The following is a 25,235-nucleotide window of genomic DNA, read 5'->3' as shown; positions in this document are numbered from 1 at the left end:
CGCGTCCCGGAAACGTGTCGCGATCAACGGAAATGAGGCATTCTCCTAGTCACACCGCAGTTCTGGGGGATGGGGGTGTGAGCGTGCGAGCGCTCGTACTGGGGCCGATCGAGGTCTGGGTCGGCGAGAGACAGGTCAGTCTGGGCGGGCCGAAGCCGAGGACGCTGCTGGCCGCGTTGCTGTTGCAGCCGCGTCAGGTGGTGCCGGTGGAACGGCTGATCGACCTGATCTGGGAGGAGTCGCCGCCGCAGACCGCGGGCGCGCTGGTGCACACCTACGTGTCGTCGTTGCGGCGTGCGGTCGGCACGGCGCTGGTCACCAGGGCGCCGGGATATCTCCTGGACCTGGACAGCGACGTCGAACTGTTCCAGAAGCACCTGACGACGGCGCGGCAGGCCGAGCGGGCCGACGACTACGCCACCGCGATCACGCACTACCAGCACGGACTCGCCTTCTGGCGCGGGCCGGCGTTGCACGGGGTCGACGCGCAGTTCGCCCGAGGGCACGCGCTGTCGCTCGAGGAGTCCCGCCTGAGCGCCGAGGAAGGGCTCGGCCGCTGCGAACTCGCGCAGAACCGGGTCGAGGACGCGATCACGCGCCTGTCCGCGCTGGTGAACGCCCATCCGACCCGCGAGGAGACGCGGGAACTGCTCATGCGGGCCTTCCACCGCGCCGGACGGCAGGCGGACGCGCTGCAGGTCTACCGCGACGCCCGCGAGCACCTGCTCGACGAACTGGGCATCGAACCCGGCGAGAAGCTCCGCGACCTGCACTCGGCGATCCTCAACGGCACCCTCGAGGCCGCTCCGCCGAAGCTGACGGTGACTCCGGCTCCTGCGGCCGTGACGACGCAGCAGGTCGTCCCGCACCACCTGCCACCCGACATCAGCGACTTCATCGGCCGCCAGGAGGCGTTGAAGCAGGTCCTGGGCCTCACTGAGGGACGGGAGGCGGGCACCGCGACGCCGATCGCGGTCGTGTCCGGGTTCGGTGGCGCCGGCAAGTCCGCGCTGGCCGTGCACGCCGCGCACCTGCTGCGGAAGTCGTACCCGGACGGGCAGCTGTTCGCGGACCTGCGCGGTGGCGGGCGGAACCTCGAACCGCAGGAGGTCATCGGCCGGTTCCTCGCCCTGCTCGGCATTCCCGGCCAGGACCAGCCGACGGCACCGGACGAACGCGTCGAGCTGTACCGGCGCACGGTCGCGGACCGGCGGCTGGTGATCGTGCTCGACAACGCCCGCGGCGAGGCGCAGGTCCGACCGTTGCTGCCGGGCAACGCGAACTGCTTCGTGATCATCACCAGCCGCAGCAGGCTCACCGGTCTGGAGGGCGCCGAACCGGTCGAGCTGGGGTTCCTCAGCGACGAGATCAGCGAGGAGATGCTGCGGCGGATCGTCGGCGCCGAGCGGATCGGCGCGGAACCCGAAGCGGCGCAACGGATCGCGCGGCTGTGCGGTGGCGTGCCCCTGGCGTTGCGGGCGGCGGGCGCGAAGCTGCTGGCGCGGCCGCACTGGCCGTTGAAGACGCTGGCGAAGCGGTTGTCCGACGAACGCCGGAGACTCGACGAACTGGAGATGGGCGACCTCGCCATCCGGTCGTCGCTCAAGCTCAACTACGCCGAGCTGGACACCTTGCACCGCACGGCCTTCCACCTGTTGTCGGTGCTCGACCTGCCGGACTTCGGCGCGTGGGTCGCGGCGCCGTTGCTGGACATCTCGCCGTACGACGCGGAAGACGTCGTGGAGCACCTGGTCGACCTGCGGCTGGTGGACGTCGCCGGGGTCGACCAGATCGGCCGGGTGCGCTACCGGTTCCACGACCTGGTGCAGCTCTTCGGCGCCGAGCAGGCGTCGGGCGAACCCGCCGCGGAAGCCGTCTCACGCCTGCTGGAGACGTGGCTCTCGCTGGTCGAGACCGGGTCGAAGAAGCTGCCGCGGGTGACGCTCGGACTGCGGCCCCGGTTGCACGCCGAGATCGAGGTGGACCCGCGCCTGGAGGAGGACGTCGAGGAGGACCCGACCGGCTGGCTGCAGTCCGAGACGGACGCGGTCGTGCGAGCCGTCGAACGCGCGCACGACCTCGGCGTCGACGAACTGACCACGGCCGTGATCACGTCACTGCTCTCGTCGCCGTTCGCGGCACGCAACCAGTTCGGCAACTGGCAGCGCACCCACCTGGTCGCGCTGCGGTCGGCACGCGAACGCGGCAACCGGCGGGCCGAGGCCGTGCTGCTCGCCGGACTCGGGCAGTTGCGGTACGAGCAGGACGACTTCGCGGCGGCGCTGGCGAACTTCCAGCAGGCGGCGGACATCGCGGCCGACATCGACGAACCCGAGACGCTCGCCGTCGCCTACGTCGGTATGGGCACGGTCCGGCGCGATCTGGCCGAGTTCGACCTGGCCCGTGACCTGTTGGACAAGGCGATCGCCTTGGGGGACAACGGGGTCGTCGCGGCGGCGAGTTATGGCGTCGGCGCGATCCACCGCGACCACGGCGATCTGGCCGAGGCCACGCAGGCGTTCGAACGGTGCGTGGAGCTCTACCGGGCGCTGGAGGACAAGCGCGGCGAGGCGTTGGCGTTGCGCGGCCTGAGCCTGTGCCACCGGGCGGCGGGGGCGTTCGCGGAGGCGGTGGAACTGAGCCGGCAGGCCGAGCAGGTCCTGCGCGAGGCCGGCGACGAACTCGGTGCCACGTATGCGGTTCAGTCGCTCGCGAAGGCGTTGCTGCGGACCGGGGAACTGGAGGGCGTGGACGACCTGCTGGCCGAGTGCCTGGAGGTCTGCACGCGGCAGCGCGACCGGTTCGGGGTCGCGCTGATGACCAGGACGCTCGGCGAGCTCGCGCTGGCGCAGGGGCGCGACCAGGCGGCGGCGGACCTGCTGCAGGACGCGCTGAACCAGTGGGCCGTGCTGGGGTTGCCGATCTGGCAGGCCCGCACGATGCGGGACCTGGCGGCGGCGACCGCGGACGACGAGATGTGGTCGCGTGCCAGGGAGTTGTTCGCCTCGCTGGGCGCGCGGGAAGCGAAGGAACTGGCGGGGCTGAGCGCCGGGGAGTGGCGCTCAGCCCTGTAGACGTTCTAAGACAGGCGCGGGGCGTCGACGGCCCAGTACCAGTTGTTGCCGGCGTCGAAGAGACGCCAGGAGACGCGGGCAGTGCGGGCACCGGACGGGACGGTCACGTTCAGCGAGATCTGCTGGGCGAGGCCGTTCGCGTCGTGAGTGCGGACGACCTGTTCCGCGCCGCCGTCGAACGACACGCTGACCGTGCCGCGCTGCGTGCCCTCCTGCAGGTAGTGCGAGAAGTAGTCCAGCTTCACGCTCGACCTGCCCGCCACGTCGTAGGCGGGCGAGGTCAGCGTCGAGTCGAACTTGCCGCGCGAGGCCGGCGCGCCCTTGTCGTCCCACTCGTCGGGGTCGGCGACGGCGAAGACGCCGCGTGCGCGCACGTTCGCCTCACGCGACTGAGAAGGCGCGGTGCGCGTCCAGAAGTCATCGGTGGTGAACGACCAGCCCTGCCACTCCGCGACACCCTGCGGCATCGACGACGCCGTGGTCACCGTCCAGCCCGCCGGACCCTGGTGCGTCCAGCCCAGCACCGAAGCGGGCACACCGGTCTCGTCCTGGCGCGGCTTCAGCGTCACCGAGTCGAACGGGTCGACCGGCGCGGTGCCGAGCGCGTAGCCGTCGAGCGGGGCGGAGACGGTGAGGTGCTTCAACGCGGACGCGGCCACGTCCACCAGCTTCGGCGCCACGGCCGGGCGCGCCGAACCGGTGGAGATCACGAACGTCATCCGCTCCTCGGGCGAGTCGCCGCCGTGGCCGCCCGCCGCCGTGTGGCCGTGGTCGGTGGTGATCATGATCAGCCAGTCCTCGGACGCGTACGACGGCCGTGACTCGATCGCACGCACCAGACGGCCGACCTGCGCGTCGTTCGTGCGCATCGCCGAGGCGTACTGGGAGGAGTCGGCGCCGTTGTCGTGGCCCGCGATGTCGATCTGACCGAGGTAGACGAACGACGCGTCGGCGGCGTCGGTCTTCAGGTGCTGCTCGGCGTCGACGGTGATCTTCTCGTCCGAGCCGGGGTAGCCCGCCGCGTCGCCGTCGAGCACGTACTTGCGGTCCTGGCCGGTGCGCAGGACCTGGTCGCTGATCGGCTTCCAGTCCACGGCCGCGTACGTCGACAGGGCCGGGTTCGCGGTGTTCGCGCGCTCCAGCCAGCTCGGGTACGACGTGAGGGCGTTGCCGGAGAAGGAGTTGTCCTTCACCTTGTGCTTGTCCGGCCAGACGCCCGTGAGGATCGTCGACCAGCCAGGGCCGCTGGAGGTCTGGGCCATGCCCGACCCGTACAACGCGCTGCGGGCGCCGTAGCCGCGGTTCAGCAGCGCCTTGATGTTCGGGGTGTCCGCGGACAGAAGCTTGTCGTACCGGGCGCCGTCGAGCCCGATCACGAGCACCTTGGGCGTCTTCGCCGGGGCCGCGACGGCAGCCGGGGTCACCAGCAGGAGGGGCAGCAGCAACGCAAGAGCAGCTCTTGTCATGACAGGCAGACTTGCTGGCTGCAACCGTATTCAGCAATGGAGTGCGTCTTGAGTTCACTCAGGCTTCGACAGTTGTCAGTACAAGTTCACTGCCTGGCCGTCACCTGCACGTCGCGCGCGGTCAGTTCGGCGGCGCACTCGGTGCACTCGACCTTCGCCCGCACGCCGCCGCCGCAGTCGCGGTGGTGCAGGTGGAACGACTCCTCTTCCTCCGGGGCCATCCACCTCTCGCCCCACGTGCGCAGTGCCATCAGCACGGGGTAGAGGTCGCGGCCTTTCTCCGTGAGGCGGTACTCGTGCCGTGTGCGGCCGTCCTCGTGATAGGGCACGCGCTTGAGCACGTTCTCCTGCAACAGCACGTTCAGCCGGTCGGTCAGGACGCTTCGCGAGATGTCCATCGTGGCCTGGAAGTCTTCGAAGCGACGGGTGCCCAGGAAGATCTGGCGGAGCAGCAGCAGCGTCCAGCGCTCGCCCAGCAGCGCCGCGGGGCGGCTCAGCGTGCAGGGCATGCTCGCGAAGTTCGAGTACGGCATGACTCCAGGATATCCCTTGCGTTCGAATTTCGAACTCAGTTACAGTTCGGATTCCGAACTCAGAGGGGTCGATCCTCATGCGCGTCACCGAGCTCAACCGCGACACCGCGCCGGAAGCTGTCGACGCGGTGTTCGAAGGACTGTCCGCGCGAAGCCGCTACCTGCGCTTTCACTCGCCGACGCCCCGGCTGACCGCCTCGGCCCGCCGGGTGCTGGTCGACGTGGACGGCGAACGTCACGCGGCCGTGTGCGCCCGCGTCGGCGGCGACCCGATCGGCATCGCCAGGGTGATCAAGACCGGCGAGTGCGGCGCGGAGATCGCGGTCGCCGTGGTCGACCTGTGGCAGCGCCGCGGCGTGGGCCGCCTGCTGCTGGAGGAACTGACCTCGATCGCGGCGCGGATGGGCGTCGCGCAGTTGCACGGCGACGTCCTGCCCGACAACCACGCGATGCTCGCGCTGGTGCGCAAGGTGCTGCCCGGCGTGCGGCTGACCAGGGAGATCGACACGATCCAGCTCAGCTACCCGCTGGCCTGGGTGACCGCCGAGATCAGCGACGCCGACCTTATAGAAAGCTTGCAGGAGATTTAGAGATCAAGCCCCGACGATGGCCACGTGACCACCGCACGTGCCGCCGGCCGCCTCATCCTCCGCTCCGAGATCGTGGAGCGCGCGTGTTCCTGGTTGCGCGACTCGGTCCCCTACAGCCAGACGAGATTTCACCAGAACGAACACGGCATCTACCGCGCCGACTGCTCGGGCTTCGTGTCGATGGCCTGGGGCCTGCCGGGCAGGCCGGAGGACCGGCACGGCGGCCTGGACACCTCTGGTCTCGCCGTCGTGAGCAGCCTGATCACCGCGCCCGAACTGCGGGCGGGCGACGTGGTCATCCGCACGGACGGCACCAACCTGACCCGGCACGTCGTGATCTTCGCGGCGTGGGCGGAGGAGCCCGGCCGGTACTGGGCCTACGAGCAGGCCGGGGGGTACCGCACACGTTTGCGCGCCGTCACCTATCCCTATGAGACGGGAGAGGAGCTGTACGTGCCGCGCCGGTATCTGAGCGTGTTGGAGTAACCGCTTGGGCCACTTCTCCGATGGAACTGGCATCGACACCTCGACCCGACCCCGTCAGCGCTCCGGAAGGACAGGCCGACCACGTGAGCAACCGCCACTCCGACCGTGCGCAACCGCAGGAACATCCGACGTTCGACCGGACCGAAACTTCACACCGTCTTGCTAACGTGACCGGCATGAAACGGTGGGGGATGCTGGCGGTCGCAGCGGCGGCCATCACGTTCGGCTCGACGCTGGCCATGCCGGACGTCGCCGTCGCCGCCGAGGGCGGGGTGATCTGCGGGACGTACGAGGCCAATTCCAAGATCACGCGGAGCGAGATCCTGGCGCGCTCGCGCACGTGGATCAGCGCCCGCGTGCCGTACAGCCAGAGCGACTGCTTCGGCAACAAGTACGGCGCCTACCGCACGGACTGCTCCGGCTTCGTGTCGATGGCCTGGGGTCTGCGCATCTCGTACACCACGCACATCCTCGAGCAGGTCGCGCACCGCATCGACTGGGCTGACCTGCGTCCCGGCGACGCGCTCAACGACCGCCTGAACCACGTCGCGCTGTTCATCGGGTGGGCGGACGCGGCCAAGACGCGCCCCATCGTGCGCGAGCAGGCGGGGCCGGACGGCAGCAGGCCGGTTCAGCGCGTGTGGAGCGCCGCCACGGCTCGCCAGTACGTGCCGCTGCGCTACAACAACATCCTCGAGGCCGGCAGCGGTGGCTCCGGCAGCGAGACGCCGGTGACGGACAAACTCGTCGTCAGCGCCGGCCCGCAGATCTCCAACACCGGGCAGCAGCAGCTCGAGATCTTCGCGCGCGGCACGGACGGCACGATCATCACGAACTTCCACAAGACGAGCCGCTGGAACGGCTGGCAGCAGCTCGGGTCCGAGGCCTTCGCCGGCGACCCGGTCGCGCTGATGAACCCGAAGACGCAGATCGTCGAGGTGTTCGCGCGCGGCAAGGACGGCAAGATCTACCGCCGCGTCGACGGTCAGTGGCTCGCGCTGGGCGACACGGCCGTCGCGGGCGACCCGACGCTGACGTGGAACGACAGCACCAAGGCCGTCGAGGTCCTGGCCCGCGGCGCGGACGGCCTCCTGCTCCGCTTCACGGACAAGTGGGCGCCGGTCGGCGACCGCAAGATCGAGGGCAACCCCGCCGTCGCCGACAAGGACGTCTACGCGCGTTCCGCCGACGGCAAGCTGGTCAAGTGGGACGGCAGCGCCTGGGCGGACCAGGGCGACAAGAAGATCGTCAGCGACCCGAGCGTCGCCGTCGACCAGGTCTTCGTCCGCACCGAGTCCGGCAGCGTCGAGCAGTACGCGGCCGGCGTCTGGACCACGCTGGGCGGCAAGGGCACCGGCGCTCCGTCGGCGGTCTTCAACTCGACGACCGGCTCCATTGACGTCGTGCAGCTCGGTGAGGGCGGCTTCGTCGAGCACTCCCGCGCCAGCGACAAGGGCTGGACCACGTGGGCGAAGCTCGGCACCACCAAGGTCTCCGAGCCGCCGACCGCGATGTACCATGCGCAGACGAAGACCGTCGAGGTCTTCGCCCGCACCGACGAGGGCAAGCTGGTGCGCCGCTTCTACAAGGAGAAGGCCGGCTGGAGCCAGTGGGCCGTGCTCGGCGACAAGTCGATCAGCTGAGTCGCTTCACGGCATCCAGCACTACCTCGAAGAACCGCTCAACGTCCAGGCCGACGGCCACCAGGGCGTTGGGCCGTTCTTGCATTCGGCCGTGCAGGTCCACGACGGTCGCGCCGCGCGTGAACGTCCCGGTGGTCTCGATCCCCACGAACGCCTCGACGCACGTCACCAGTGACGGGTCGATCACCCGTGCCACCGCCACCGGGTCGTGCAACGGCGGCGCGGCGAACCCGAACACGTCGCGATAGGTCGCGGCGAAGAACGCCATCAGCTCCCCGCACATGCGCCCGAGCGACCCGAGTGCGTTCAACTGCGCCACGATTTCGGGAGTCACCAACGCCTGGTGCGTCACGTTCAGCCCGATCATCGTGATCGGCACACCGCTGGAGAACACGATCTGAGCGGCTTCGGGGTCGACGTAGATGTTGAACTCGGCGTACGGCGTGGTGTTGCCGCGTTCGGTCGACCCGCCCATGAGCACGATCTCGCGCACCGCCGAAGGCCCGTACCGCCGCAGGTACAGCGCCACGTTCGTCAACGCGCCGGTGGCCACCAGCGTCGCCGGCATGTGGGCGTGCATCACGTCGATCGCGTGCTCCTGCACCACGTCTACGGTCAGCGCGCCGAACGCCGGACCGTCCATTCCGGACTCGCCGTGGATGTCCTCCGCGACGTACAGGGGACGCACCAACGGCTGGGCGGACCCGCGGGCGATCGGCACCGAAATTCCGGCGGCCGAGCAGACCCGTTGTGCGTTCGAAGTGACCTTGTCGAGCGTCTGGTTCGCGGCCACAGTGGTGATCGCGCGCAGGTCGATCTCTGGCGAGCCGGCCGCGAGCAGGATCGCGATCGCGTCGTCGTGGCCGGGGTCGCAGTCGAGCACCACAGGAGTCGGCATGAGATCCATCCTGCCGTTCATGTCCATGAAACAGCTGAAAACGTTTCCGAGAGACCTTGACGAGGTCAGGGCAGGTGCGACTAGCGTGAGGAAAACGTTTGCAGAGGAGGCTGGAGATGGCTCGCAGGCGCTATGCGGTGGTCGGCACGGGATCACGCGCGGAGCGGCACGTCCACGCCATCGCGGTCGAACACGCGGCCACCTGCGAACTCGTCGCGTTCGCCGACGTGAACCGCACGAGGATGAACGTCCACAACGACCGGCTCGCCGAACTGGGGGTCGAGCCGGTGCCCACGTACGACGCGGCCGACTTCCTCAAGATGCTCGACGAGCAACGGGTCGACGTCGTCGTCGTGACCACAGTCGACCGTCACCACGACACGTACATCGTGGAGGCTCTCGACGCCGGCCGTGACGTCGTGACGGAGAAGCCGATGACGACGGACGTCCCGTCGGCCGGCAAGATCCTGGATGCCGTGCACCGCAACGACGGCAACGTCACGGTCACCTTCAACTACCGCTACAACCCGATCCACGAGAAGGTGCGCGCGCTGCTCGCGGACGGCGCTGTCGGTGAGATCGGGTCCGTGCACTTCGAGTGGCTGCTCGACACCCGGCACGGCGCCGACTACTTCCGCCGCTGGCACCGAGACAAGGCCAACTCCGGCGGACTCATGGTGCACAAGGCGACCCATCACTTCGACCTGCTCAACTGGTGGGTCGGTTCGGTGCCCGAGACCGTGTACGCGCACGGCCGATTGTTCTTCTACGGCGACGAAAACGGCAAGCGCCACGGCTACGCCCAGGACGACCGGTTCGACATCAAACTGGAGCAGAACGACTGGCTCAAGAAGCTCTACGTCGACGCCCAGCACGAGGACGGCTATCGCCGCGACCAGAATCCGTTCGAGCCCGGCGTGTCCATTGAGGACGACATGTCGGTGCTCGTCCGCTACGCCAGCGGCGCGAACCTGACGTACCACCTCACGGCCTACTCGCCGTGGGAGGGCTACCGGCTGATGGTCAACGGCAGCAAGGGGCGTCTCGAACTCGAAGTCGTCGAGAACTCCTGGGTGTCGGGCCAGGACCCGGCCGTGCACGGCGTCAACGCCAACCCGGAGCAGGGCTGGGCGAAGCTGTCCGTGCAGCGGTTGTTCGAGGAACGCGAGGACATCCCGCTGGAGTACGACCGGGACGGGCACGGTGGCGCCGACCAACGCATGGTCGACGCGCTGTACGGACCGCCCGGGCAGGAAGACCCGTTGGGACGCAAGGCAACGCACTACGACGGCACGCTCTCGCTGCTGACTGGTTTCGCCGCCAACCGCAGCTTCGAGACCGGGGAACCGGTCCACGTCGTCGACGTCATCGACCTGAGATGAGGAGAGAACGTGCGCAAGGCCATGGCCTTGGTGCTCGGCGGCGCGCTGGTGGCGGCCGGGTGTGGCGGCGGTTCGGGAAGCGGTCAGGCGGAGATCAGGTTCATCTGGTGGGGCAACGACGACCGCGCGAAGATCACGAACGAGGCGGTGCGGCTGTTCGAGAGCCGTAACCCGGACGTCAGGGTCGCCACGTCGTTCCAGAACTTCCAGAACTACTTCGAGAAGCTCTCCACCGAGATCGCCGGCGGCAACGCGCCGGACGTGATCCAGATGGACTACCGCTACCTCAACGAGTACGCGGGCCGCAACGTCCTGCTCGACCTCACCCCGTACGTGGGCAAGGAGATCCGCACCGCCGACTGGAACGCGGGTTTCGCCGGCAGCGGCGAGCTGAACGGCAAGCAGGTCGCGATGCCGTTGGCGCAGAACGCCACCACCATCGTCTACGACCCGAAGCTGTTCACCGCTGCGGGCGTGCCGGAACCGAAGATCGGCTGGACCTGGGCCGACTACAAGGAGATCGCCGGAAAGCTCAAGGCGAGCACCGGGATCTCGGGCTCCACGGACTTCGGCGGCACCGAGGACGTCTTCGAGACCTGGCTGCGGCAACGCGGCAAGGCGCTCTACGAGAACGGCAGGCTCGGCTACGGCAAGGACGACCTCAAAGCGTTCTGGCAGCTCTCTAAGGACTTCCGCGACGCGAACGCGACCACGCCGCCCGAACTGGTGACCACGTTGAACGCCGGTGCCGAGCAGACCCCGATGGGCAAGAAGCTGTCCGCGTCCGAACACAGCTACGACAGCCTGTACGGCGGCTACAACACCGTGCGGCCGGATGAGCTCAAGCTCGGCCCGTATCCCAGTGACAGCAAGGAAGTCCTCGGCTCCTACCGCAAACCGTCGCAGCTCATCAGCGCGTCGGCCCGCACCAGGCACAAGGACGCGGCGGTCAAGCTGATCGACTTCCTGCTCAACGACCCGGACGCGGGCAAGATCCTCGGCGCCAACCGCGGCCTGCCCGCGAACCTCAAGATCCGCGAGGCCGTGGCGCAGAACCTCAGCGGTGCCAACAAGGTCGTCTTCGAGTACCAGAAGTCCGTGGACGCGAAGCTCGGCGACGCGCCACCCGCCCCGCCCAAGGGCGACGGCACGATCTACAAGCTGATGCAGCGCAAACACGAAGAGGTCGTGTTCGGCAAGAAGACGATCGACCAGGCGCTGGACGAGTTCTGGCGTGACGCGGAAGAAGCACTGAAGTAGTGCCGTACCTGTTCCTGGCGCCGTGGCTGCTCGGCGCCATCGGACTCACCGTGGCGCCGATGGTCGTGTCGCTGTACCTGTCGTTCACCGACTACGACCTGTTCAACGAACCCCGGTGGGTCGGCCTCGACAACTACGCCAGGCTGTTCGGTGACGACCCGCGCTACCTGGGCTCGGTCGGCGTGACGCTCAAGTACGTCGCGTGGTCGGTGCCGGCGAAGCTGCTCCTGGCGCTTGCCGTCGCGTTGCTGCTGAACTCGTTGCGCGGCAAGGGACAGGCGTTCTTCCGCTCGGCCTTCTACGCGCCCTCGCTGCTGGGCGCGTCGGTCGGGCTGGCGCTGGCGTGGCGGGCCATCTTCGACACCTGGGTCGACACGCCGGACACCGCGCTGCTCACCGTCGTGCTGCTGTCCGCGTGGCAGTTCGGCGCCCCGATGGTGATCTTCCTGGCCGGGTTGCAGCAGATCCCGCGCGACCTGCTCGACGCGGCAGCGGTGGACGGCGCCGGGTGGTGGCGCAGGCTCGCGTCGATCACGCTGCCGATGCTGTCGCCGGTGCTGTTCTTCAACCTCGTGCTGGAGACGATCCACGCGTTCCAGGCGTTCACGCAGGCGTTCGTGGTGAGCGGCGGGCGCGGGGGACCGGCCGACTCGACGTTGTTCTACACGCTCTACCTGTACGAGCGCGGGTTCTCGGAGTTCCGCATGGGCTACGCGTCGGCCATGGCGTGGGTGCTGCTGGTGGCGATCGCGCTGATCACCGCCGTGCTGTTCCGGACCTCGCGGTACTGGGTGTTCTACGGAGACGAACGATGAGACGGGCCGCGACCTTCCTGCTGTGCCTGGCCGCGCTGGCGTTGGTGCTCTATCCGATCGTGTGGCTGGTCTCGGCGTCGCTGACCCCGGTCGAGGACCTGGTGGCGAACCTGCGCTCGCTGTTCCCCGGTCGCGTCACGACGGACGGCTACGCGGGTGCGCTGGAGGGCGCGGGCGGCGAGTCGTTCTGGACGTTCCTGCGCAACTCCACGATCGTCGCCTCGGGTGCCGTGATCGGCAACGTCGTGTCGTGCTCGCTGGCGGCCTACGCGTTCGCCCGGCTGCGGTTCCGGCTCTCCGGCCCGCTGTTCGCGTTCGCGCTGGTGACGATCATGCTGCCGGCGCACGTCACGCTGATCCCGCAGTACGTGGTGTTCCAGCGGCTGGGGATGATCGACACCTTCGTCCCGTTGATCCTGCCGAAGCTGCTCGCGACCGACGCGTTCTTCGTGTTCCTGATGGTGCAGTTCATGCGCGGCATCCCGCGCGAGCTGGACGAGGCGGCGAAGATCGACGGCTGCGGGCCGGTCCGCAACTACCGGTACGTGGTGCTGCCGCTGTCGAGGCCGGCGCTGGTGACGACGGCGATCTTCACGTTCATTTGGACCTGGAACGACTTCTTCTCGCAGCTGATCTACCTGTCGTCCACCGAGAACTACACGATCCCGATGGGGCTGCGGCTGTTCGTCGACCAGACGTCGTCCTCCTCGTTCGGGCCCATGTTCGCGATGTCGGTGCTGTCGCTGGTGCCGATCGGGCTGTTCTTCCTGGCGTTCCAGCGGTTCCTGGTCGCCGGCGTGGCCACGACGGGCCTGAAGGGATGAGACGGTTCGAGGTGCTCGCGGACACCCTGCTGCTCGGGGTGTTCGTGTTCGTGGCCTCGCTGCCGGTCGTGACGGCCTTCTCGGCGTTCGGCGCGGCCCGCGAGGTGTTGCGCTCGGAGCTCCCGCCCGGACGGTTCTGGTCGTTGCTGCGCGTGCAGTGGGTGCCGGGCGTGATCTTCGGACTGGCGTGGGCCGTGCTCGGGCTCGACGTCCTCTTAGTGGTCACCGTGCTCCCGGCGCCATTGCCCGTTCGGGTGGCGGTGTTGACGGCTTCGGCGGCCGTTGGAGCCTGGATGCTGTCGCAAACGTGTCTTGGTTGGCGCGGCGCATTGAAATTCCACCCACCTCGGCTGATGCTGATGGCCGCGTTGGTGGTCGCCGGTGTGCTGGTGTGGGCCCTGCCTCCGCTGGCGCTGGTGATCGGCGGACCCCTGGCGCTCGCGGCTGAGTCCGCCCGAGAAGGGTGAGAGCGATGCGTGTTGCGCTGGTCGGCGCTCGGGGACATGGGGCGCGGCACGTGGAGAACCTGGTCCGGCTCGGCCACGACGGCCTCGCCACGTTCGTCGGGGTGGTCGACGTCGTGGACGTGGACGCGCCGGTGCCGTCCTACCCGGACCTGCCGTCGCTCGCCGAGGAGCTGCATCCCGAGATCGTCGTGATCTCCTCGCCGCCCGCGACGCACCGCGACCTCGTCCTGGAGGCGTTCGAACTGGGCTGCGACGTGCTGGTCGAGAAGCCCGCGGTGCTGTCGACGACCGACTTCGACGACATCTCCGCCGAGGCGCTCAAACGCGCGCTGGTGGGCCAGGTCGGGTTCCAGACGCAGGGGACGGGCTCGTACCGGCGGCTCTGCTCGTTGATCGGCTCCGGCGCGCTGGGGGACATCACCGGCATCGGCGCCGCAGGGCGTTGGACGCGCACGGACGCCTACTACGAACGTTCCGACTGGGCGGGACGGCAAGGCGAGGACGGCACGCTCGTGAACCCGTTCGCGCACGCACTGCAGAACGCGCTGCTGCTCGCCGATGTCGAGGAACGGACCGACATCGCTGTCGAGCTCGAGCTGTACCGGTGCCGCGACACGATCAGTGCGGACGACACGGCTTGTGTCCGCGTGACGGCCGATGGCGCCCCACCGGTCGTCGTCGCCACCACGCTCTGTGCGACGACATCGTTGCCACCAGTCGTCCTCGTGCACGGAACGCTAGGGCAGGCCGTCTGGTGGTACGACGACGACAGACTCACGGTCAACGACCACCGCATGGCCGTGGCACCGTCCGTGGATCTGCTGGAGAACCTCATCCGGCACCGCCAGACCGGCGAGCCCCTGGTCGCGCCGCTGGCCGCCGCACGGGCGTTCACGTCGATCGCCGAGCAGTGCGGCAAGGCCGACGTGCCGCTGCTGCCCGCCCGCCGCGTCGGTGACCGGGTCGTGCTCGACGGCATCGACGAGGTCGTCGTGCGGGCCGCCGAGAAGCTCGCGACCTTCACCGAACTCGGCTGCGGATTCGGGCGGTAGTCTGCCGCGCAGTTCGCCGCGTTCGGGGAGTGTTGCGTTGGACACCTACATCGAGCTGAAGGACGTCCGGGTCACCGGTTACGTCAGCATGGGCCTGATAGCGCTGGTCGCCGCCGAGTCCATCTGGGGCACGATCAACGACTGGCAGGGCGGATCGTCCTCGTGGAGCTTCCTGGCCATCATGATGGTCATCCCCGCGGGTGTGGCGTTCGTCATCTGGTTCCGCAGCGCCACCCACAACGCCGAGGCGATCGCGCTGCACGGCGTGCGCATGGTGTCGCAGGTGTGGAAGGCGAGCGACCCGGCCCAGCGCGAGGTGCCGTTCGCGCAGCGCGTGGCGAGTCCGCTGATCAGACCGTGGCAGCTCACGTTCCTCGCGATGGTGCTGGGCGACGTGCTGGAGTCGCTCCTGCTCGACACGCCCCTGTACGTCGTGTTCTCGACGCTGTCGACGTTGTGCGCGATCGGGGCGGCCGGGCTCGCCTGCTTCGTCATCTTCCGGATCTCGATCATGCAGCAGCGGTTCGCGGTACCTCAGCGAAGGCGTGGCTGAAGCCCTGGGGCATGCGGTAGACTGCTTCATTGGTTGCGGTTTTGTGTTCGTGTCTTTTCACGCTCGCCGAACTTCAGTTGCGAGCGCTTCTCCTTCTTCGCGGATGGGGCGGTCGGCTCTCGACCAACCACGGGGCAGTCGCAAAGTGCGGCTTGCTCTTCAGCATTGAAGGAGCAGTACATGGCAAACGGCACCGTCAAGTGGTTCAACGCCGAAAAGGGCTTCGGCTTCATCGCCCCCGAGGACGGCGGCGCTGACGTCTTCGTCCACTACTCGGCCCTCAACGGCGGCGGCTACCGCAGCCTCGAGGAGAACCAGAAGGTCTCGTTCGACGTCACGCAGGGCCAGAAGGGCCCGCAGGCGACGAACGTCACCGCTCTCTGACGTTGTTTCACACCGCAGGGCCCCCGGGACTTCCCGGGGGCCCTGCGTGTGTGTCGGGGGCCTTGTGGTCTCCCCTAATCTGGCTCGATGCCGTTGCTCGGACCAGCTGATCCGCTGCCGCACGTGCCCCGGCGCATCCTCGTCGCCGGCAACGCCGGATCCGGCAAGTCGACGCTTTGCCTGCGCATCGCCCGTCAGCACGACCTGCGGCGGGTGGAGCTGGACAGCCTCTACTGGGGTCCACAGTGGACGCCGCGGCCGGAGTTCCTGGACGAGGTGGCCGCGTTCGCGCGCGAGGACCACTGGGTCACCGAATACCAGTACAAGGCGGCACGGCCCAGGTTGCTCGCGCGGGCGGACACGGTGGTGTGGCTCGACCACCGGTTCCCGGTCGTGATGCGACGGCTGGTGAGTCGCACGATCAGACGTCGCGCGGCAGGGGTGGAGCTGTGGAACGGTAATCGGGAGTCGTCGCTGTGGTCGGCTTTCACCGATCCCGGGCACATCCTGCGGTGGGGCTGGAAGAGCTACCGGCGCAACCGGGTCAGGGTGCTCGCCCTCGTCGACGACGTCGTGGTCGTGCGGCTGCGCGGGCAGCGGCAGGTGGAGCGGTGGCTCTCGGGCCCGCTCGCCTCGGTCGGGGAGGAGCGTGCTCGATGAGAACGGCGCTGGTGCTCGGCGGGACCGGCATGCTGGCCGGCTGCGCGGGACAACTCGTGGCACGCGGGTGGCGGGTGGTGCTGCCGTCGCGCACGCAGCCGTTGATGGCCGACGACGGTCCCGGACGGGCGGCGCGGGCGTCGATCTCGCGGGGACATCGGCCGACGTGGGTCAGGGCCGACTGGGAGCACCCCGCGAACCTCGCGGCGGAGGTCGAGGACGAGCTCGACGGCCAGCTGGTGAACCTGCTGGTGGCCTGGGTGCACGACAGCTATCGCGTGGGCGTGCTCAACGCCGTGCGGCACCTTCTCGCAGAAGACGCGCCGGTGGTGGAGGTGCACACCTCCGTACCTGTACCTGACCCCGTGCTCCCGCATCCGACGCAGCAGGTGTTGCTCGGCGCCTTCGCGCACGACGCGACGCTGCGCACGAACCGTGCGGTGCTGGAGGCCGTTGAACGAGGACTGGCGGGACGGGCGCCCTCGTTGCACCACGAGGACGCCCGCTGAAGCCCTAACGGGCCTCGGTCTTCTGGACCTTCGCGCGGCCGATCTCCGCCTGCACCTTGATGCCGGCCGCCACGTCCACGAGCTGACGGACCACCACGTCCTCGTTGCGGATGTCCGCGATCTTCTGCTTGGTCTTCGTGACGAACTCGAACGCCGTGACCTCCGCCGCCTCGATCTCGGCGACCTTCTGGAAGTCCTTGCTGAAGTCCAGGACCACCTCCGCGTTGTCGAGCACCACCAGCTGGTAGTCCGACGGCGCGTCGGAGGCGAAGCCCTTCTTGAACTCGCCGGCGACCTTGATGCCCTCGGCTGTCTCCTCGAAGTCGAGGACACCGGCGACGGGGGTGAACAACGCTTCCTGGAAGTCGGCGGTGGCCTTCACGGGGTCCGGCGCGGCCAGCGCGGGGGACGCCGTGAGGGTGATGGTCGCGAGCAGGACGGTGGCGATGCTCAGCAGTTTCGGCATGTCTTCGTTCGTACCTGCGGGCATGTGGCCCTGCTCGGTCAAACGCATCGCTCGATCGGGCGTTGACGTCGTACGCTCAGTGCCGACGTCAGGGGACGTGTGCTTTCTGGGGGAAGTCGAATGAGTTCTGAGGTTGTCAGATCTGTGCGCGGGTTCGGCACGGCGGCGACGGGGGCGATCGCGTTCTCCGCAGCGACCCAGGTCGTCACGGCCGCGCTGCTGTGGATCTCCGTCGACGAGGCCACGGTCCTGGCCGCCGGCTTCGTCGCGCTGTTGGTGCAGGTCGTCGCGGGTGTGCTGTTCATCGCCTGGATGCGCCAGGCACGGCTCAACTCCGATACCATCACGTCCAGGCACCAGCACCGCTGGACGAACATGTGGGTGATCGTCGGCTGGATCATCCCGTTCGCGAACCTGTTCATCCCGTACGCGGTGATGCAGGACATCTGGCGCGGGTCTGATCGGACGCAGCCCATGGTCGGGCTGCAGAAGCGGCCCCAGAGCGGCCTCGTCACCGGCTGGTGGATCACCTACATCGGCTCGAACGCGCTCGGCGTGATCGCCGGCCGCGCAGCGCTGGACGACTACGCGTTGCTGTCGACGGTCTCCACTGCGGGTCTGGTCGTCGCGGCTGTCCTGGCGGCGCAGATGATCAAGCAGGTCACCGAGAGGCAGGAAGCCGTTCCAGTTCAGGTGGAGGCGTGATGAGCGGCTACATCGACCTGAAGGACGTCCGGATCAGCGGCCACGTGACCCAGGCGCTGATCGTGGCGGTGGCCGTCGCGTCCGTGATGGGCACCGCGCTCAACCAGGGCGCCCGTGATCCGATGTGGGACCTGGCGGTGCTGCTGCTGACGGGACTTGCCGGCGTGGCGTTCGGAGTCTGGGTCCGCAACGCGTCGCAGAACGCGGGCGCCATCGCGTTGCGCGAGGTGAAGCGGATGGCGGAGATCTGGCGAGCGTCCGATCTCGCCCAGCGGGAGGTGCCGTTCGAGCGGCGCGTGCCCAGTCGGTGGATCAGGCCGTGGCAGTGGACGTTCCTCGCCATGCTGGCGTCCGAGGCGGCCGAGGTCTTCGCCGGCAGCGGATCCGGGTACCGCTTGGTCGCGACCGCATCCGCGGTCCTCGCCGTCGTGGCCGCCGCCCTGGCCGTCGTCGTGATCGCCCAGGTCTCCGCTCTGCAACGACCGGAGCGGATCGCTCAGCTCTGACGCGCCGAGCGCATCCCCCGCACCAGCAGCATGACGGAGTCGCGCACCTCCGCGCGTGACCGCTCCGGCTGGAACACCTGCCAGTCCAGCGCGATCACGAGCAACGTGCCGAACAACGCCGCCGACGCGGTGCCGACCTCCACGCCTTCCGGCAGGCGGCCCGCGTCGGACAGGCGCTTCATCTGACCGCGCACGATCGACACGATGTCGTCGCGCAGCAACGAGAGAGTGCCGTGCCACTGGCCCGGCGTGCGCCACAGCTCCGAGACGAGCAGCTGGCCGAACGCCGGGTACTCGGCCCAGAAACCGAGCATCTCGTCGACCAGCGCCTCCAGCGAGTCCTCGGACCCCTCCGCGGACCGCAGCCGGCCCGCGAGGATCTCCACGCCGTGGTGCAGCAGCGCTTCGACGAGGGCGTCCTTCGAGGCGAAGTTGTAGTAGATCGTGCCTTTGGCGACGCCGGCCTCCGCGGCTATCTCGTCGACCGTCACCGAGGCCGCGCCCCGTTCGCCGACCAGTTTCAACGCCGCGTCGAAGAGCTTCTGCTTGGTCGCTGTCGTTCGCGCGCTCACAGCACGAGCTCCGGCTTCAGCTTGGACGCTGTCCACACCCGCTGCTTGTAGGCCGCCACGGAAGTCAAGGCTAGGGCCCCGAGCAGCCAGGCGAGAAGGATCAGCGCGTCCTTTCCGACGCTGCCCAGGTCGCCGCCGTACATCAGGTGGCGCAGGCCGTCGACCGCGTAGCCCATCGGCAGGCCGTAGTGCAGCGGGTACAGCGGCACGGGGATCGTCTGCCACGGGAACGTGCCACCCGCGCTGACCAGCTGGAGGATCAGCAGGATCAGGCCCAGGAACTTGCCCACGGCACCGAACGCGGCGTTCAGCGCGTGCAGGATCGCCACGAACGTCAGTGACATCAGTGCGAGGAACCCGAACGTGCCGATGGGGTTCGACGGCTCGATGTCGACCACGAACCGCACGACGGTGAACATCACCAGCACCTGCACGATGCCGAGCAACGCACCTGGTAGCCAGCCGCCCAACGCGACACGCAGCGCGGACTGACCGGCGGCGAGCGCACGGCGGGAGAGCGGACGCAGCAGCAGGAACAGCACGAACGCGCCGATCCACGTCGCCAGGCCCAGGAAGAACGGGGCCAGGCCGGCGCCGTACGTGGCGGCCTTCGTCTGCGACAGGCCGCGCACCGCCACCGGGTCACCGATCGCCTGCGCGATCGCGGCGCGCGTCGGGTCGTCCTGGTCCGGGATCTTGTTGATGCCACCGGACAGGCCGTCGCTCAGCTCCGCCGCACCGCTAGCGAGCTTCGTGGCGCCGTCCTTGAGCTGAGGGGTGCCCGTCGCCGCCTTCTGCAGGCCGTCGCGGAGCTGGGCGTTGCCGTCGGCGAGCTTCGTCGCGCCGTCGTCGAGCTTGGCGACGCCGGCGACCAGTCCGGGCATCTTGGACGAGAGTTGCTCGGCGCCGTCGGCCACCTGGTCCGCGCCGGTCGCGAGCTTGCGGAGATCACCGGCGGCGCCCTGGACCTTGCCGTTGGCGTCGTCGACCGGCTTGCGGACCTGGCCGATCGTGCCCAGCACGTTCTGCACCTGCTCCTCGGTGAAACCCAAGGCGCGCAAGCGGTTCGCGATGTCGCCATTGGCCTGGTCGAGCACGCCGACGAGCGCCTGGGCCTTCTTCGCGTACTCCTCGGCCTGGGTCGCGGCGGTCTCGTTGCCGGTGGCGACCTGGCGCGCGCCGTCCGCGATCTTCTTCGCGCCGTCGGGCAGCGCCGCGGTCTGCGAACGGAGTTCGTGCGTGCCGTCGCGGAGCTGCGCGGCGCCGTTGGCCGCCGTCACCGCACCCGTGGAGAGCTGCTGGACGCCGCTGTCGAGCTCGCCGACCTTGTCGCGCAACGTCGCGCTGCCGTCCGCGAGCTGCTTGGCGCCGTCGGCGGCCTTGGTCGTCTCCTGGCGGATCGTGGAGAAACCGAGCAGCAGCTTGTCCGCGGCCTCGGTGGAGACCTTCGCCGTGACGGCCCTGCGCACCTCGGAGACGACCTGGTTCGCGATCGTGCTGCCCAGGTAGTTGTTGGCGTCGTTGGTGGTCAGGGTCAGCACGCCCTGGCGCGGCTTGTTCTGCTCCGCGGACGTGAGCGCCTCGGAGAAGTCCTCCGGCAGCGTCAGGGCGAAGATGTACTTGCCCTTGCGCACGCCCTCGTCGGCGTCGTCCACGACCTGCCAGTTGAACTTCTTGCCGTTGAGCAGCTCGTCGGCGACGTCCTTGCCGGCGTTGAGGTCCTTGGCTCCCTTGTCCTTCACGACCAGCGCGGCGGGGACGTGGTTGAGGTTCGCGTACGGGTCCTTGTTGGCGTACAGGTACAGCGACGCGTAGAGCAGCGGCACGAGCGCCAGAGCCAGAACGGCGAGCTTGGGGAGCTTGCCGGAGGTGATCCGGCGGAGTTCGTTGAAGGCCATGCGAAGGGCGCTCATGCGGAGATCTCCATCTTGGTGTCGTTGTCCTCACCAAGGCGCGCGTGCGGGAGGTCGAGGATGTGTGCGGAGGAGTTCGAGCACAGGACGACGACGGACCGTTCGGGGGTCACGTGGTCGTGGGCCAGTGCGAACCACTCGCGCGGGTCGGGGTGGTAGCGGTCGGGGCAGTCGAGGATCAGCGCCGTGACGCCAGGGCGTGCGGCGGCCAGGTCGAGCATCACGGCGCAACGCGTGCGTGCCGGCACGTGTTCGAAGCGCTTGGCCGCGTGCTCATCGGCTGCGTGCTCCACCAACCAGTCGTGCACTGCCTTCTTGCCGGAGGGCATGCCGTTCATCGCGAGCTCCTCGCCGACGACGGCGGACAGGCTGAGCGCCTCTTCCGGTTCGTTCACCTCGGGGGCGTCGATCAGCACGACGCGCTTGCGCAGCGTCTTCGCGTCCGGCGACACGGTGCCCGTGGACGGCTTCATGCGGCCCGACAGCAGCAGGCCGAACGCCGTGTGACCGGTGCCGGGCTCGCCCGCGACCAGCGTGAGCTCGCCGGGCTTCACGACCAGCGAAGTCGGCCGGAGCAGGGGACCATGGCCCCCGTTGACGCCTGCTCGACTTGCGTGGATCTCCACGGCTTTACCCTCCGTTTAAACTGACCGGTCAGTACAAATTCTCCCGCAGCCTTCGGCGCTCTGCAACTCGGACATAGGTCACCTAAGGGCGGAGGCGGGGCGTACTTCCCAGACGGTCCACAGCGGCCGGTAGCCCTGACGCGGCCAGAAGACGCTGCTCAGCGGGTTCGGCGGGTTGTAGTAGAGGTAGGTGCCGACCGTGCCCATCCGGTGAAGTTCCTGGTGGGCGTACGCGAGAAGCTGCTGGCCGATGCCGGTGCCACGAGCGCAGGGGAGCACGGAGACGCAGTTCACATAGCCCCAGCGGCCGCGGGGGAGTCGCGTGGCCGCCATCGTGCCGGGCTCGGACGACACGATCGCGCACTCGGCGAGCGCCACCGCGATGCCGTCGCGTTCGGCGAGCCAGATGGGGCTCGCGTTCTTGAGTCGCTCAGTGAGTGCGCGGCGCTTCGTGGACGCGGCCTCGGGTCGCACGATCGTCGAGCCGACGTAGGAGGAGTACTCCAGCTCTGCGAGTGACAGCTCCAGCACGGTCTCCAGGTCGTGCGGGGTCGCACGGCGGATCGTGAGCGTGCGCGAGATGTGCTGGGTCGGCGTTTTCAGGCGCACGGCGAGCACGGACAGCGGCACGAGGCCGTGATCCAGGAACGTCCGTGCGGCTTTGCTGTCACGGCTCGGCCAGTGCACGACGCACGCCGTGTCGTCGCCTATCTCCTGCGAGTCGAGGTGCCGGCGGAAGCGGGTGAGCAGCGCGTCCATGCCCTGCGCCTCCCCGACCAGGGGCAACATCTCCCAGACCTCGGCCGTCGACCACAGCCGCGTGGTCGAGTGCGGTTCGAAGCTCTGGTGGCTGATGACCCCGGCCACGCGCGTGCCGTCCGCCAGCGCCGCCGTGATGACGTGGCCGTCCATCGGCGGTTCGGTGGCGGGAGGGAGCAGCGGATCCAGCGACGCGAAACGTGCTGACTGGGCCGCTACTAGTCCGCGTGCCGAGGTCATGGCCGTTGAGATTACGACGTCAGGCGGGTCCGGAAGATCGCGGTGCCGGGGAAGAGCTTGCCGCGCAGGGGGCTCCACTGGCCCCAGTTGCGGGTGTGGCCCTTCGGCCACTCGGGTTCGACCAGGTCCTCGACCACGAACCCGGTGTTCGTGAGCGCGCGGACGTAGTCGCCGAGCGTGCGGTGGTGCTCCACGTAGGTGGCCTTGCCCTCGTCGTCCACCTCTACATAGGGGGTGCGGTCGAAGTAAGACTGCGTGACCGTGAGACCGAGCGGGCCGGGGTCGTCGGGGAAGATCCACCGCATCGGGTGGTTGACCGAGAACACCCAGGGCGCGCCCGGCCGGAGCACGCGGGCGAGTTCGCGAAAAACTTCTTCGACGTCCGCGACGAACGGCACTGCGCCGAACGCGCTGCAGGCGGCGTCGAAGGAGTCGTCCCTGAACGGCAGCTGGTCGGCGCTGGCCTGGACGAGCGGGACGTCGATCCCGGTGGCGGCGTTGTTCACGCGGGCGTGCCGGAGCATGCCCTCGGAGATGTCGAAGGCGGTGACGTCCGCCTTGTTGTCCTTGAGCCAGCGTGCGCACGGAGCACTGCCGCAGCCGACCTCCAGGACCCGTTGACCAGCGATTTCACCCAGGAACCTGACGTCTTCTTCGCGCACGCCCTCCGGGCACCAGACGAAGTCCGCCGCGCCCAGGAAGTCGCCGTGCGTCTCGTGGTAGTCGTCGGCGTCCGCGTCCCACCAGATTCGGTTCGCCACGCGCGACTCGGCGGCGTCCGCCCCGCGCTTGACGATGCCGGTGGTGCCGAGCGCTTGTTCCGCGCTCGCGTGCTGGTTGGACACACTGCTCCTTCACATGGGGGCTGGTTTGCTTGCGCGTCTCGCGGCCGCGTACGATATCGCGTGCGTAGTGGGTTAGTGCTGCCCATGATCCAGAACCGCGGGATTCCAGGTCGCTGTGTCGCTGCGCGCGCACCACTACCAGCCAATCAATGCCAATCCGTACCGGAGCCACCTACCTAATGTCCACCGACACCACCACCGCCCCCGTTGCCGCTGCTCCCAAGCAGGTCGCGATCAACGACATCGGGACGGAGGAGGACTTCCTCGCAGCTATCGACAAGACGATCAAGTACTTCAACGATGGCGACATCGTTGAGGGCACGATCGTCAAGGTCGACCGGGACGAGGTCCTGCTCGACATCGGCTACAAGACCGAGGGCGTCATCCCCTCGCGCGAACTGTCGATCAAGCACGACGTCGACCCCAACGAGGTCGTCAAGGTCGGTGACGAGGTCGAGGCGCTTGTTCTCCAGAAGGAGGACAAGGAAGGCCGTCTGATCCTCTCCAAGAAGCGCGCTCAGTACGAGCGTGCGTGGGGCACCATCGAGGCGCTCAAGGAGAAGGACGAGCCCGTCAAGGGCACGGTCATCGAGGTCGTCAAGGGTGGTCTCATCCTCGACATCGGCCTCCGCGGCTTCCTCCCCGCCTCGCTCGTCGAGATGCGTCGCGTCCGCGACCTCCAGCCGTACGTCGGCCGTGAGCTCGAGGCCAAGATCATCGAGCTGGACAAGAACCGCAACAACGTGGTCCTGTCCCGCCGCGCGTGGCTCGAGCAGACCCAGTCCGAGGTCCGCAGCGAGTTCCTCAACCAGCTGCAGAAGGGCCAGGTCCGCAAGGGCGTCGTGTCCTCGATCGTCAACTTCGGTGCCTTCGTGGACCTGGGTGGCGTCGACGGTCTCGTCCACGTCTCGGAGCTGTCCTGGAAGCACATCGACCACCCGTCCGAGGTTGTCGAGGTCGGCCAGGAAGTCACCGTCGAGGTCCTCGACGTCGACATGGAGCGCGAGCGCGTGTCGCTGTCGCTCAAGGCGACGCAGGAAGACCCGTGGCGCCAGTTCGCCCGCACCCACGCGATCGGCCAGATCGTGCCGGGCAAGGTCACCAAGCTGGTTCCGTTCGGTGCGTTCGTCCGCGTGGACGAGGGCATCGAGGGCCTGGTCCACATCTCCGAGCTGGCCGAGCGCCACGTGGAGATCCCGGAGCAGGTCGTCCAGGTCGGCGACGACGTCATGGTCAAGGTCATCGACATCGACCTCGACCGCCGTCGCATCTCGCTGTCGCTCAAGCAGGCCAACGAGGGCTTCACGGTCGACACGGAGTTCGACCCGACCCAGTACGGCATGGCCGCCGAGTACGACGACCAGGGCAACTACATCTACCCCGAGGGCTTCGACCCGGAGTCGCAGGAGTGGGGCGAGGGCTTCGACAAGCAGCGTGAGGAGTGGGAGCGCCAGTACGCCGAGGCGCACACTCGTTACGAGGCCCACATGAAGCAGATCCGCAAGGCCGCCGAGGCCGAGGAAGAGGCTTCGGCCGAGGGTGCGGGCAACTACACCTCCGGTGGCGACGCTCCTTCCGCGTCCGTTGGCGCGCCGGCTCAGTCCGGTGGCACGCTCGCTTCTGACGAGCAGCTTGCTGCTCTGCGGGAGAAGCTGTCGGGCGGCATGTGAGTCTGGGGATTCCCCCTGGCTTGGTAGCTGACTGAACTCAGGCCCCTGCACCCTTTGGGTGTGGGGGTCTTTGTTTGTGCCGGTTTGCTGTGTCGTCCCCCTGTTGCTTGCGGCCTGTTGCGTTGGGTGCTTCCCCTGGGGGCTCTGCCCCCAGACCCCCGGCAATCTGATCGGGGGGTCCGCGCCACTCGCGGGTTGATGGCACGCCAGTTGCTTTGGGCGGCTGCCTGTTGCGTAGAGGGTGCGTTGGCGGTGGGTCCCGTCACGAGCCGCACCAAGAGCGGGCCACATGCGAGAAGGGGTGTCAACTCGACGAAAAGCGTGTCGAGTTGACACC

The 25,235-nt window shown here is 68.4% G+C and carries 26 protein-coding genes; 17 read left to right on the top strand and 9 right to left on the bottom strand.

Annotated features, from left to right (window positions below; all coding sequences use genetic code 11):
• Positions 1-83: 83 nt before the first annotated feature.
• Positions 84-3,074, top strand: a complete 2,991-nt coding sequence (locus ACH413_RS12430) for a BTAD domain-containing putative transcriptional regulator (protein ID WP_360041153.1) — start codon at positions 84-86, stop codon at positions 3,072-3,074.
• A gap of 5 nt (positions 3,075-3,079) precedes the next feature.
• On the opposite strand, the gene ACH413_RS12425 is transcribed toward ACH413_RS12430, so the two are convergent.
• Together ACH413_RS12425 and ACH413_RS12420 are read right to left on the bottom strand one after the other, a co-directional pair.
• Complete coding sequence (locus ACH413_RS12425) at positions 3,080-4,540, bottom strand: alkaline phosphatase family protein (protein ID WP_360041150.1); 1,461 nt, start codon at positions 4,538-4,540, stop codon at positions 3,080-3,082.
• An 86-nt stretch (positions 4,541-4,626) separates the two neighbouring features.
• Entirely contained in the window at positions 4,627-5,073 is a 447-nt protein-coding gene (locus ACH413_RS12420; RefSeq protein WP_360041147.1) for a helix-turn-helix domain-containing protein, read from the bottom strand.
• 77 nt (positions 5,074-5,150) lie between these two features.
• Between ACH413_RS12420 and ACH413_RS12415 the strand changes: the two genes are divergently transcribed.
• The 3 genes from ACH413_RS12415 to ACH413_RS12405 all read left to right on the top strand — a co-directional run bounded on the left by ACH413_RS12415 (position 5,151) and on the right by ACH413_RS12405 (position 7,792).
• Positions 5,151-5,663 carry a GNAT family N-acetyltransferase gene (locus tag ACH413_RS12415; RefSeq protein ID WP_330273482.1) on the top strand — a complete coding sequence of 171 codons (513 nt, stop codon included), beginning with the start codon at positions 5,151-5,153 and terminating at the stop codon, positions 5,661-5,663.
• Between the two features lie 24 nt (positions 5,664-5,687).
• Positions 5,688-6,149 carry a hypothetical protein gene (locus tag ACH413_RS12410; protein WP_360041144.1) on the top strand — a complete coding sequence of 154 codons (462 nt, stop codon included), beginning with the start codon at positions 5,688-5,690 and terminating at the stop codon, positions 6,147-6,149.
• Positions 6,150-6,325: 176 nt separating this feature from the next.
• A complete protein-coding gene (locus ACH413_RS12405; protein ID WP_360041141.1) occupies positions 6,326-7,792 on the top strand; it encodes a hypothetical protein in 1,467 nt (488 codons plus the stop codon).
• Here ACH413_RS12405 and ACH413_RS12400 read toward each other — a convergent pair.
• The gene (locus ACH413_RS12400) at positions 7,785-8,690 is read right to left on the bottom strand and encodes a nucleoside hydrolase (RefSeq protein WP_360041139.1); all 906 of its coding nucleotides are present in this window, start codon (positions 8,688-8,690) and stop codon (positions 7,785-7,787) included. The genes ACH413_RS12405 and ACH413_RS12400 overlap by 8 nt on opposite strands.
• Positions 8,691-8,806: 116 nt before the next feature.
• On the opposite strand from ACH413_RS12400, the gene ACH413_RS12395 reads away from it, so the two are divergent.
• The 10 genes from ACH413_RS12395 to ACH413_RS12350 all read left to right on the top strand — a co-directional run bounded on the left by ACH413_RS12395 (position 8,807) and on the right by ACH413_RS12350 (position 16,596).
• A complete protein-coding gene (locus ACH413_RS12395; protein ID WP_360041136.1) occupies positions 8,807-10,072 on the top strand; it encodes a Gfo/Idh/MocA family oxidoreductase in 1,266 nt (421 codons plus the stop codon).
• Positions 10,073-10,081: 9 nt separating this feature from the next.
• Positions 10,082-11,332 (top strand): extracellular solute-binding protein, encoded by a 1,251-nt coding sequence (locus ACH413_RS12390; RefSeq protein WP_360041133.1) that lies wholly within the window; start codon positions 10,082-10,084, stop codon positions 11,330-11,332.
• The gene (locus ACH413_RS12385; protein WP_396424971.1) at positions 11,332-12,147 is read left to right on the top strand and encodes a carbohydrate ABC transporter permease; all 816 of its coding nucleotides are present in this window, start codon (positions 11,332-11,334) and stop codon (positions 12,145-12,147) included. Before ACH413_RS12390 ends, ACH413_RS12385 begins: the two co-directional genes overlap by 1 nt.
• Entirely contained in the window at positions 12,144-12,971 is an 828-nt protein-coding gene (locus ACH413_RS12380; RefSeq protein WP_360041130.1) for a carbohydrate ABC transporter permease, read from the top strand. The genes ACH413_RS12385 and ACH413_RS12380 overlap by 4 nt, the downstream gene beginning before the upstream one ends.
• Positions 12,968-13,438 carry a hypothetical protein gene (locus ACH413_RS12375; protein ID WP_360041127.1) on the top strand — a complete coding sequence of 157 codons (471 nt, stop codon included), beginning with the start codon at positions 12,968-12,970 and terminating at the stop codon, positions 13,436-13,438. Before ACH413_RS12380 ends, ACH413_RS12375 begins: the two co-directional genes overlap by 4 nt.
• A gap of 5 nt (positions 13,439-13,443) precedes the next feature.
• On the top strand, positions 13,444-14,490 hold the full coding sequence (locus tag ACH413_RS12370) for a Gfo/Idh/MocA family oxidoreductase (RefSeq protein ID WP_360041124.1): 1,047 nt from the start codon (positions 13,444-13,446) through the stop codon (positions 14,488-14,490).
• Positions 14,491-14,527: 37 nt separating this feature from the next.
• Positions 14,528-15,043, top strand: coding sequence for a hypothetical protein (locus ACH413_RS12365; protein ID WP_360041121.1), 516 nt, complete (start codon positions 14,528-14,530; stop codon positions 15,041-15,043).
• Positions 15,044-15,223: 180 nt separating this feature from the next.
• The gene (locus ACH413_RS12360) at positions 15,224-15,427 is read left to right on the top strand and encodes a cold-shock protein (RefSeq protein ID WP_086665400.1); all 204 of its coding nucleotides are present in this window, start codon (positions 15,224-15,226) and stop codon (positions 15,425-15,427) included.
• An 87-nt stretch (positions 15,428-15,514) separates the two neighbouring features.
• Positions 15,515-16,087, top strand: a complete 573-nt coding sequence (locus ACH413_RS12355; RefSeq protein ID WP_360041118.1) for an AAA family ATPase — start codon at positions 15,515-15,517, stop codon at positions 16,085-16,087.
• Positions 16,084-16,596, top strand: coding sequence for a hypothetical protein (locus ACH413_RS12350; RefSeq protein WP_360041115.1), 513 nt, complete (start codon positions 16,084-16,086; stop codon positions 16,594-16,596). The genes ACH413_RS12355 and ACH413_RS12350 overlap by 4 nt, the downstream gene beginning before the upstream one ends.
• Positions 16,597-16,600: 4 nt before the next feature.
• Here the strand turns inward: ACH413_RS12350 and ACH413_RS12345 are convergent, their stop codons facing one another.
• Complete coding sequence (locus ACH413_RS12345) at positions 16,601-17,062, bottom strand: hypothetical protein (protein WP_360041112.1); 462 nt, start codon at positions 17,060-17,062, stop codon at positions 16,601-16,603.
• Positions 17,063-17,182: 120 nt separating this feature from the next.
• Here ACH413_RS12345 and ACH413_RS12340 point away from each other — a divergent pair, with 120 nt between their 5' ends.
• Together ACH413_RS12340 and ACH413_RS12335 are read left to right on the top strand one after the other, a co-directional pair.
• The gene (locus ACH413_RS12340) at positions 17,183-17,767 is read left to right on the top strand and encodes a DUF4328 domain-containing protein (RefSeq protein ID WP_360041109.1); all 585 of its coding nucleotides are present in this window, start codon (positions 17,183-17,185) and stop codon (positions 17,765-17,767) included.
• The gene (locus ACH413_RS12335; protein ID WP_360041106.1) at positions 17,767-18,273 is read left to right on the top strand and encodes a hypothetical protein; all 507 of its coding nucleotides are present in this window, start codon (positions 17,767-17,769) and stop codon (positions 18,271-18,273) included. The genes ACH413_RS12340 and ACH413_RS12335 overlap by 1 nt, the downstream gene beginning before the upstream one ends.
• Here the strand turns inward: ACH413_RS12335 and ACH413_RS12330 are convergent.
• The 5 genes from ACH413_RS12330 to ACH413_RS12310 form a co-directional block, all read right to left on the bottom strand.
• Positions 18,264-18,845, bottom strand: a complete 582-nt coding sequence (locus tag ACH413_RS12330; RefSeq protein WP_360041103.1) for a TetR/AcrR family transcriptional regulator — start codon at positions 18,843-18,845, stop codon at positions 18,264-18,266. The genes ACH413_RS12335 and ACH413_RS12330 overlap by 10 nt on opposite strands.
• Entirely contained in the window at positions 18,842-20,758 is a 1,917-nt protein-coding gene (locus ACH413_RS12325; protein ID WP_360041100.1) for a YhgE/Pip domain-containing protein, read from the bottom strand. The genes ACH413_RS12330 and ACH413_RS12325 overlap by 4 nt, the downstream gene beginning before the upstream one ends.
• A complete protein-coding gene (locus ACH413_RS12320; protein WP_360041097.1) occupies positions 20,755-21,384 on the bottom strand; it encodes an ABC transporter ATP-binding protein in 630 nt (209 codons plus the stop codon). The genes ACH413_RS12325 and ACH413_RS12320 overlap by 4 nt, the downstream gene beginning before the upstream one ends.
• A 78-nt stretch (positions 21,385-21,462) precedes the next feature.
• The gene (locus ACH413_RS12315; protein ID WP_360041094.1) at positions 21,463-22,383 is read right to left on the bottom strand and encodes a GNAT family N-acetyltransferase; all 921 of its coding nucleotides are present in this window, start codon (positions 22,381-22,383) and stop codon (positions 21,463-21,465) included.
• Positions 22,384-22,394: 11 nt separating this feature from the next.
• The gene (locus tag ACH413_RS12310) at positions 22,395-23,228 is read right to left on the bottom strand and encodes a class I SAM-dependent methyltransferase (protein ID WP_360041091.1); all 834 of its coding nucleotides are present in this window, start codon (positions 23,226-23,228) and stop codon (positions 22,395-22,397) included.
• Between the two features lie 179 nt (positions 23,229-23,407).
• On the opposite strand from ACH413_RS12310, the gene rpsA reads away from it, so the two are divergent.
• Positions 23,408-24,898, top strand: coding sequence for a 30S ribosomal protein S1 (rpsA, locus tag ACH413_RS12305; protein WP_319977070.1), 1,491 nt, complete (start codon positions 23,408-23,410; stop codon positions 24,896-24,898).
• Positions 24,899-25,235: the final 337 nt, after the last annotated feature.

It is taken from the genome of Lentzea sp. NPDC020367, assembly GCF_044387305.1.
In the GTDB taxonomy this organism is placed as follows: Bacteria; Actinomycetota; Actinomycetes; order Mycobacteriales; family Pseudonocardiaceae; genus Lentzea.
Note: the sequence above shows the minus strand (reverse complement) of the source record. Positions and strands in the feature narration are given on the sequence as shown.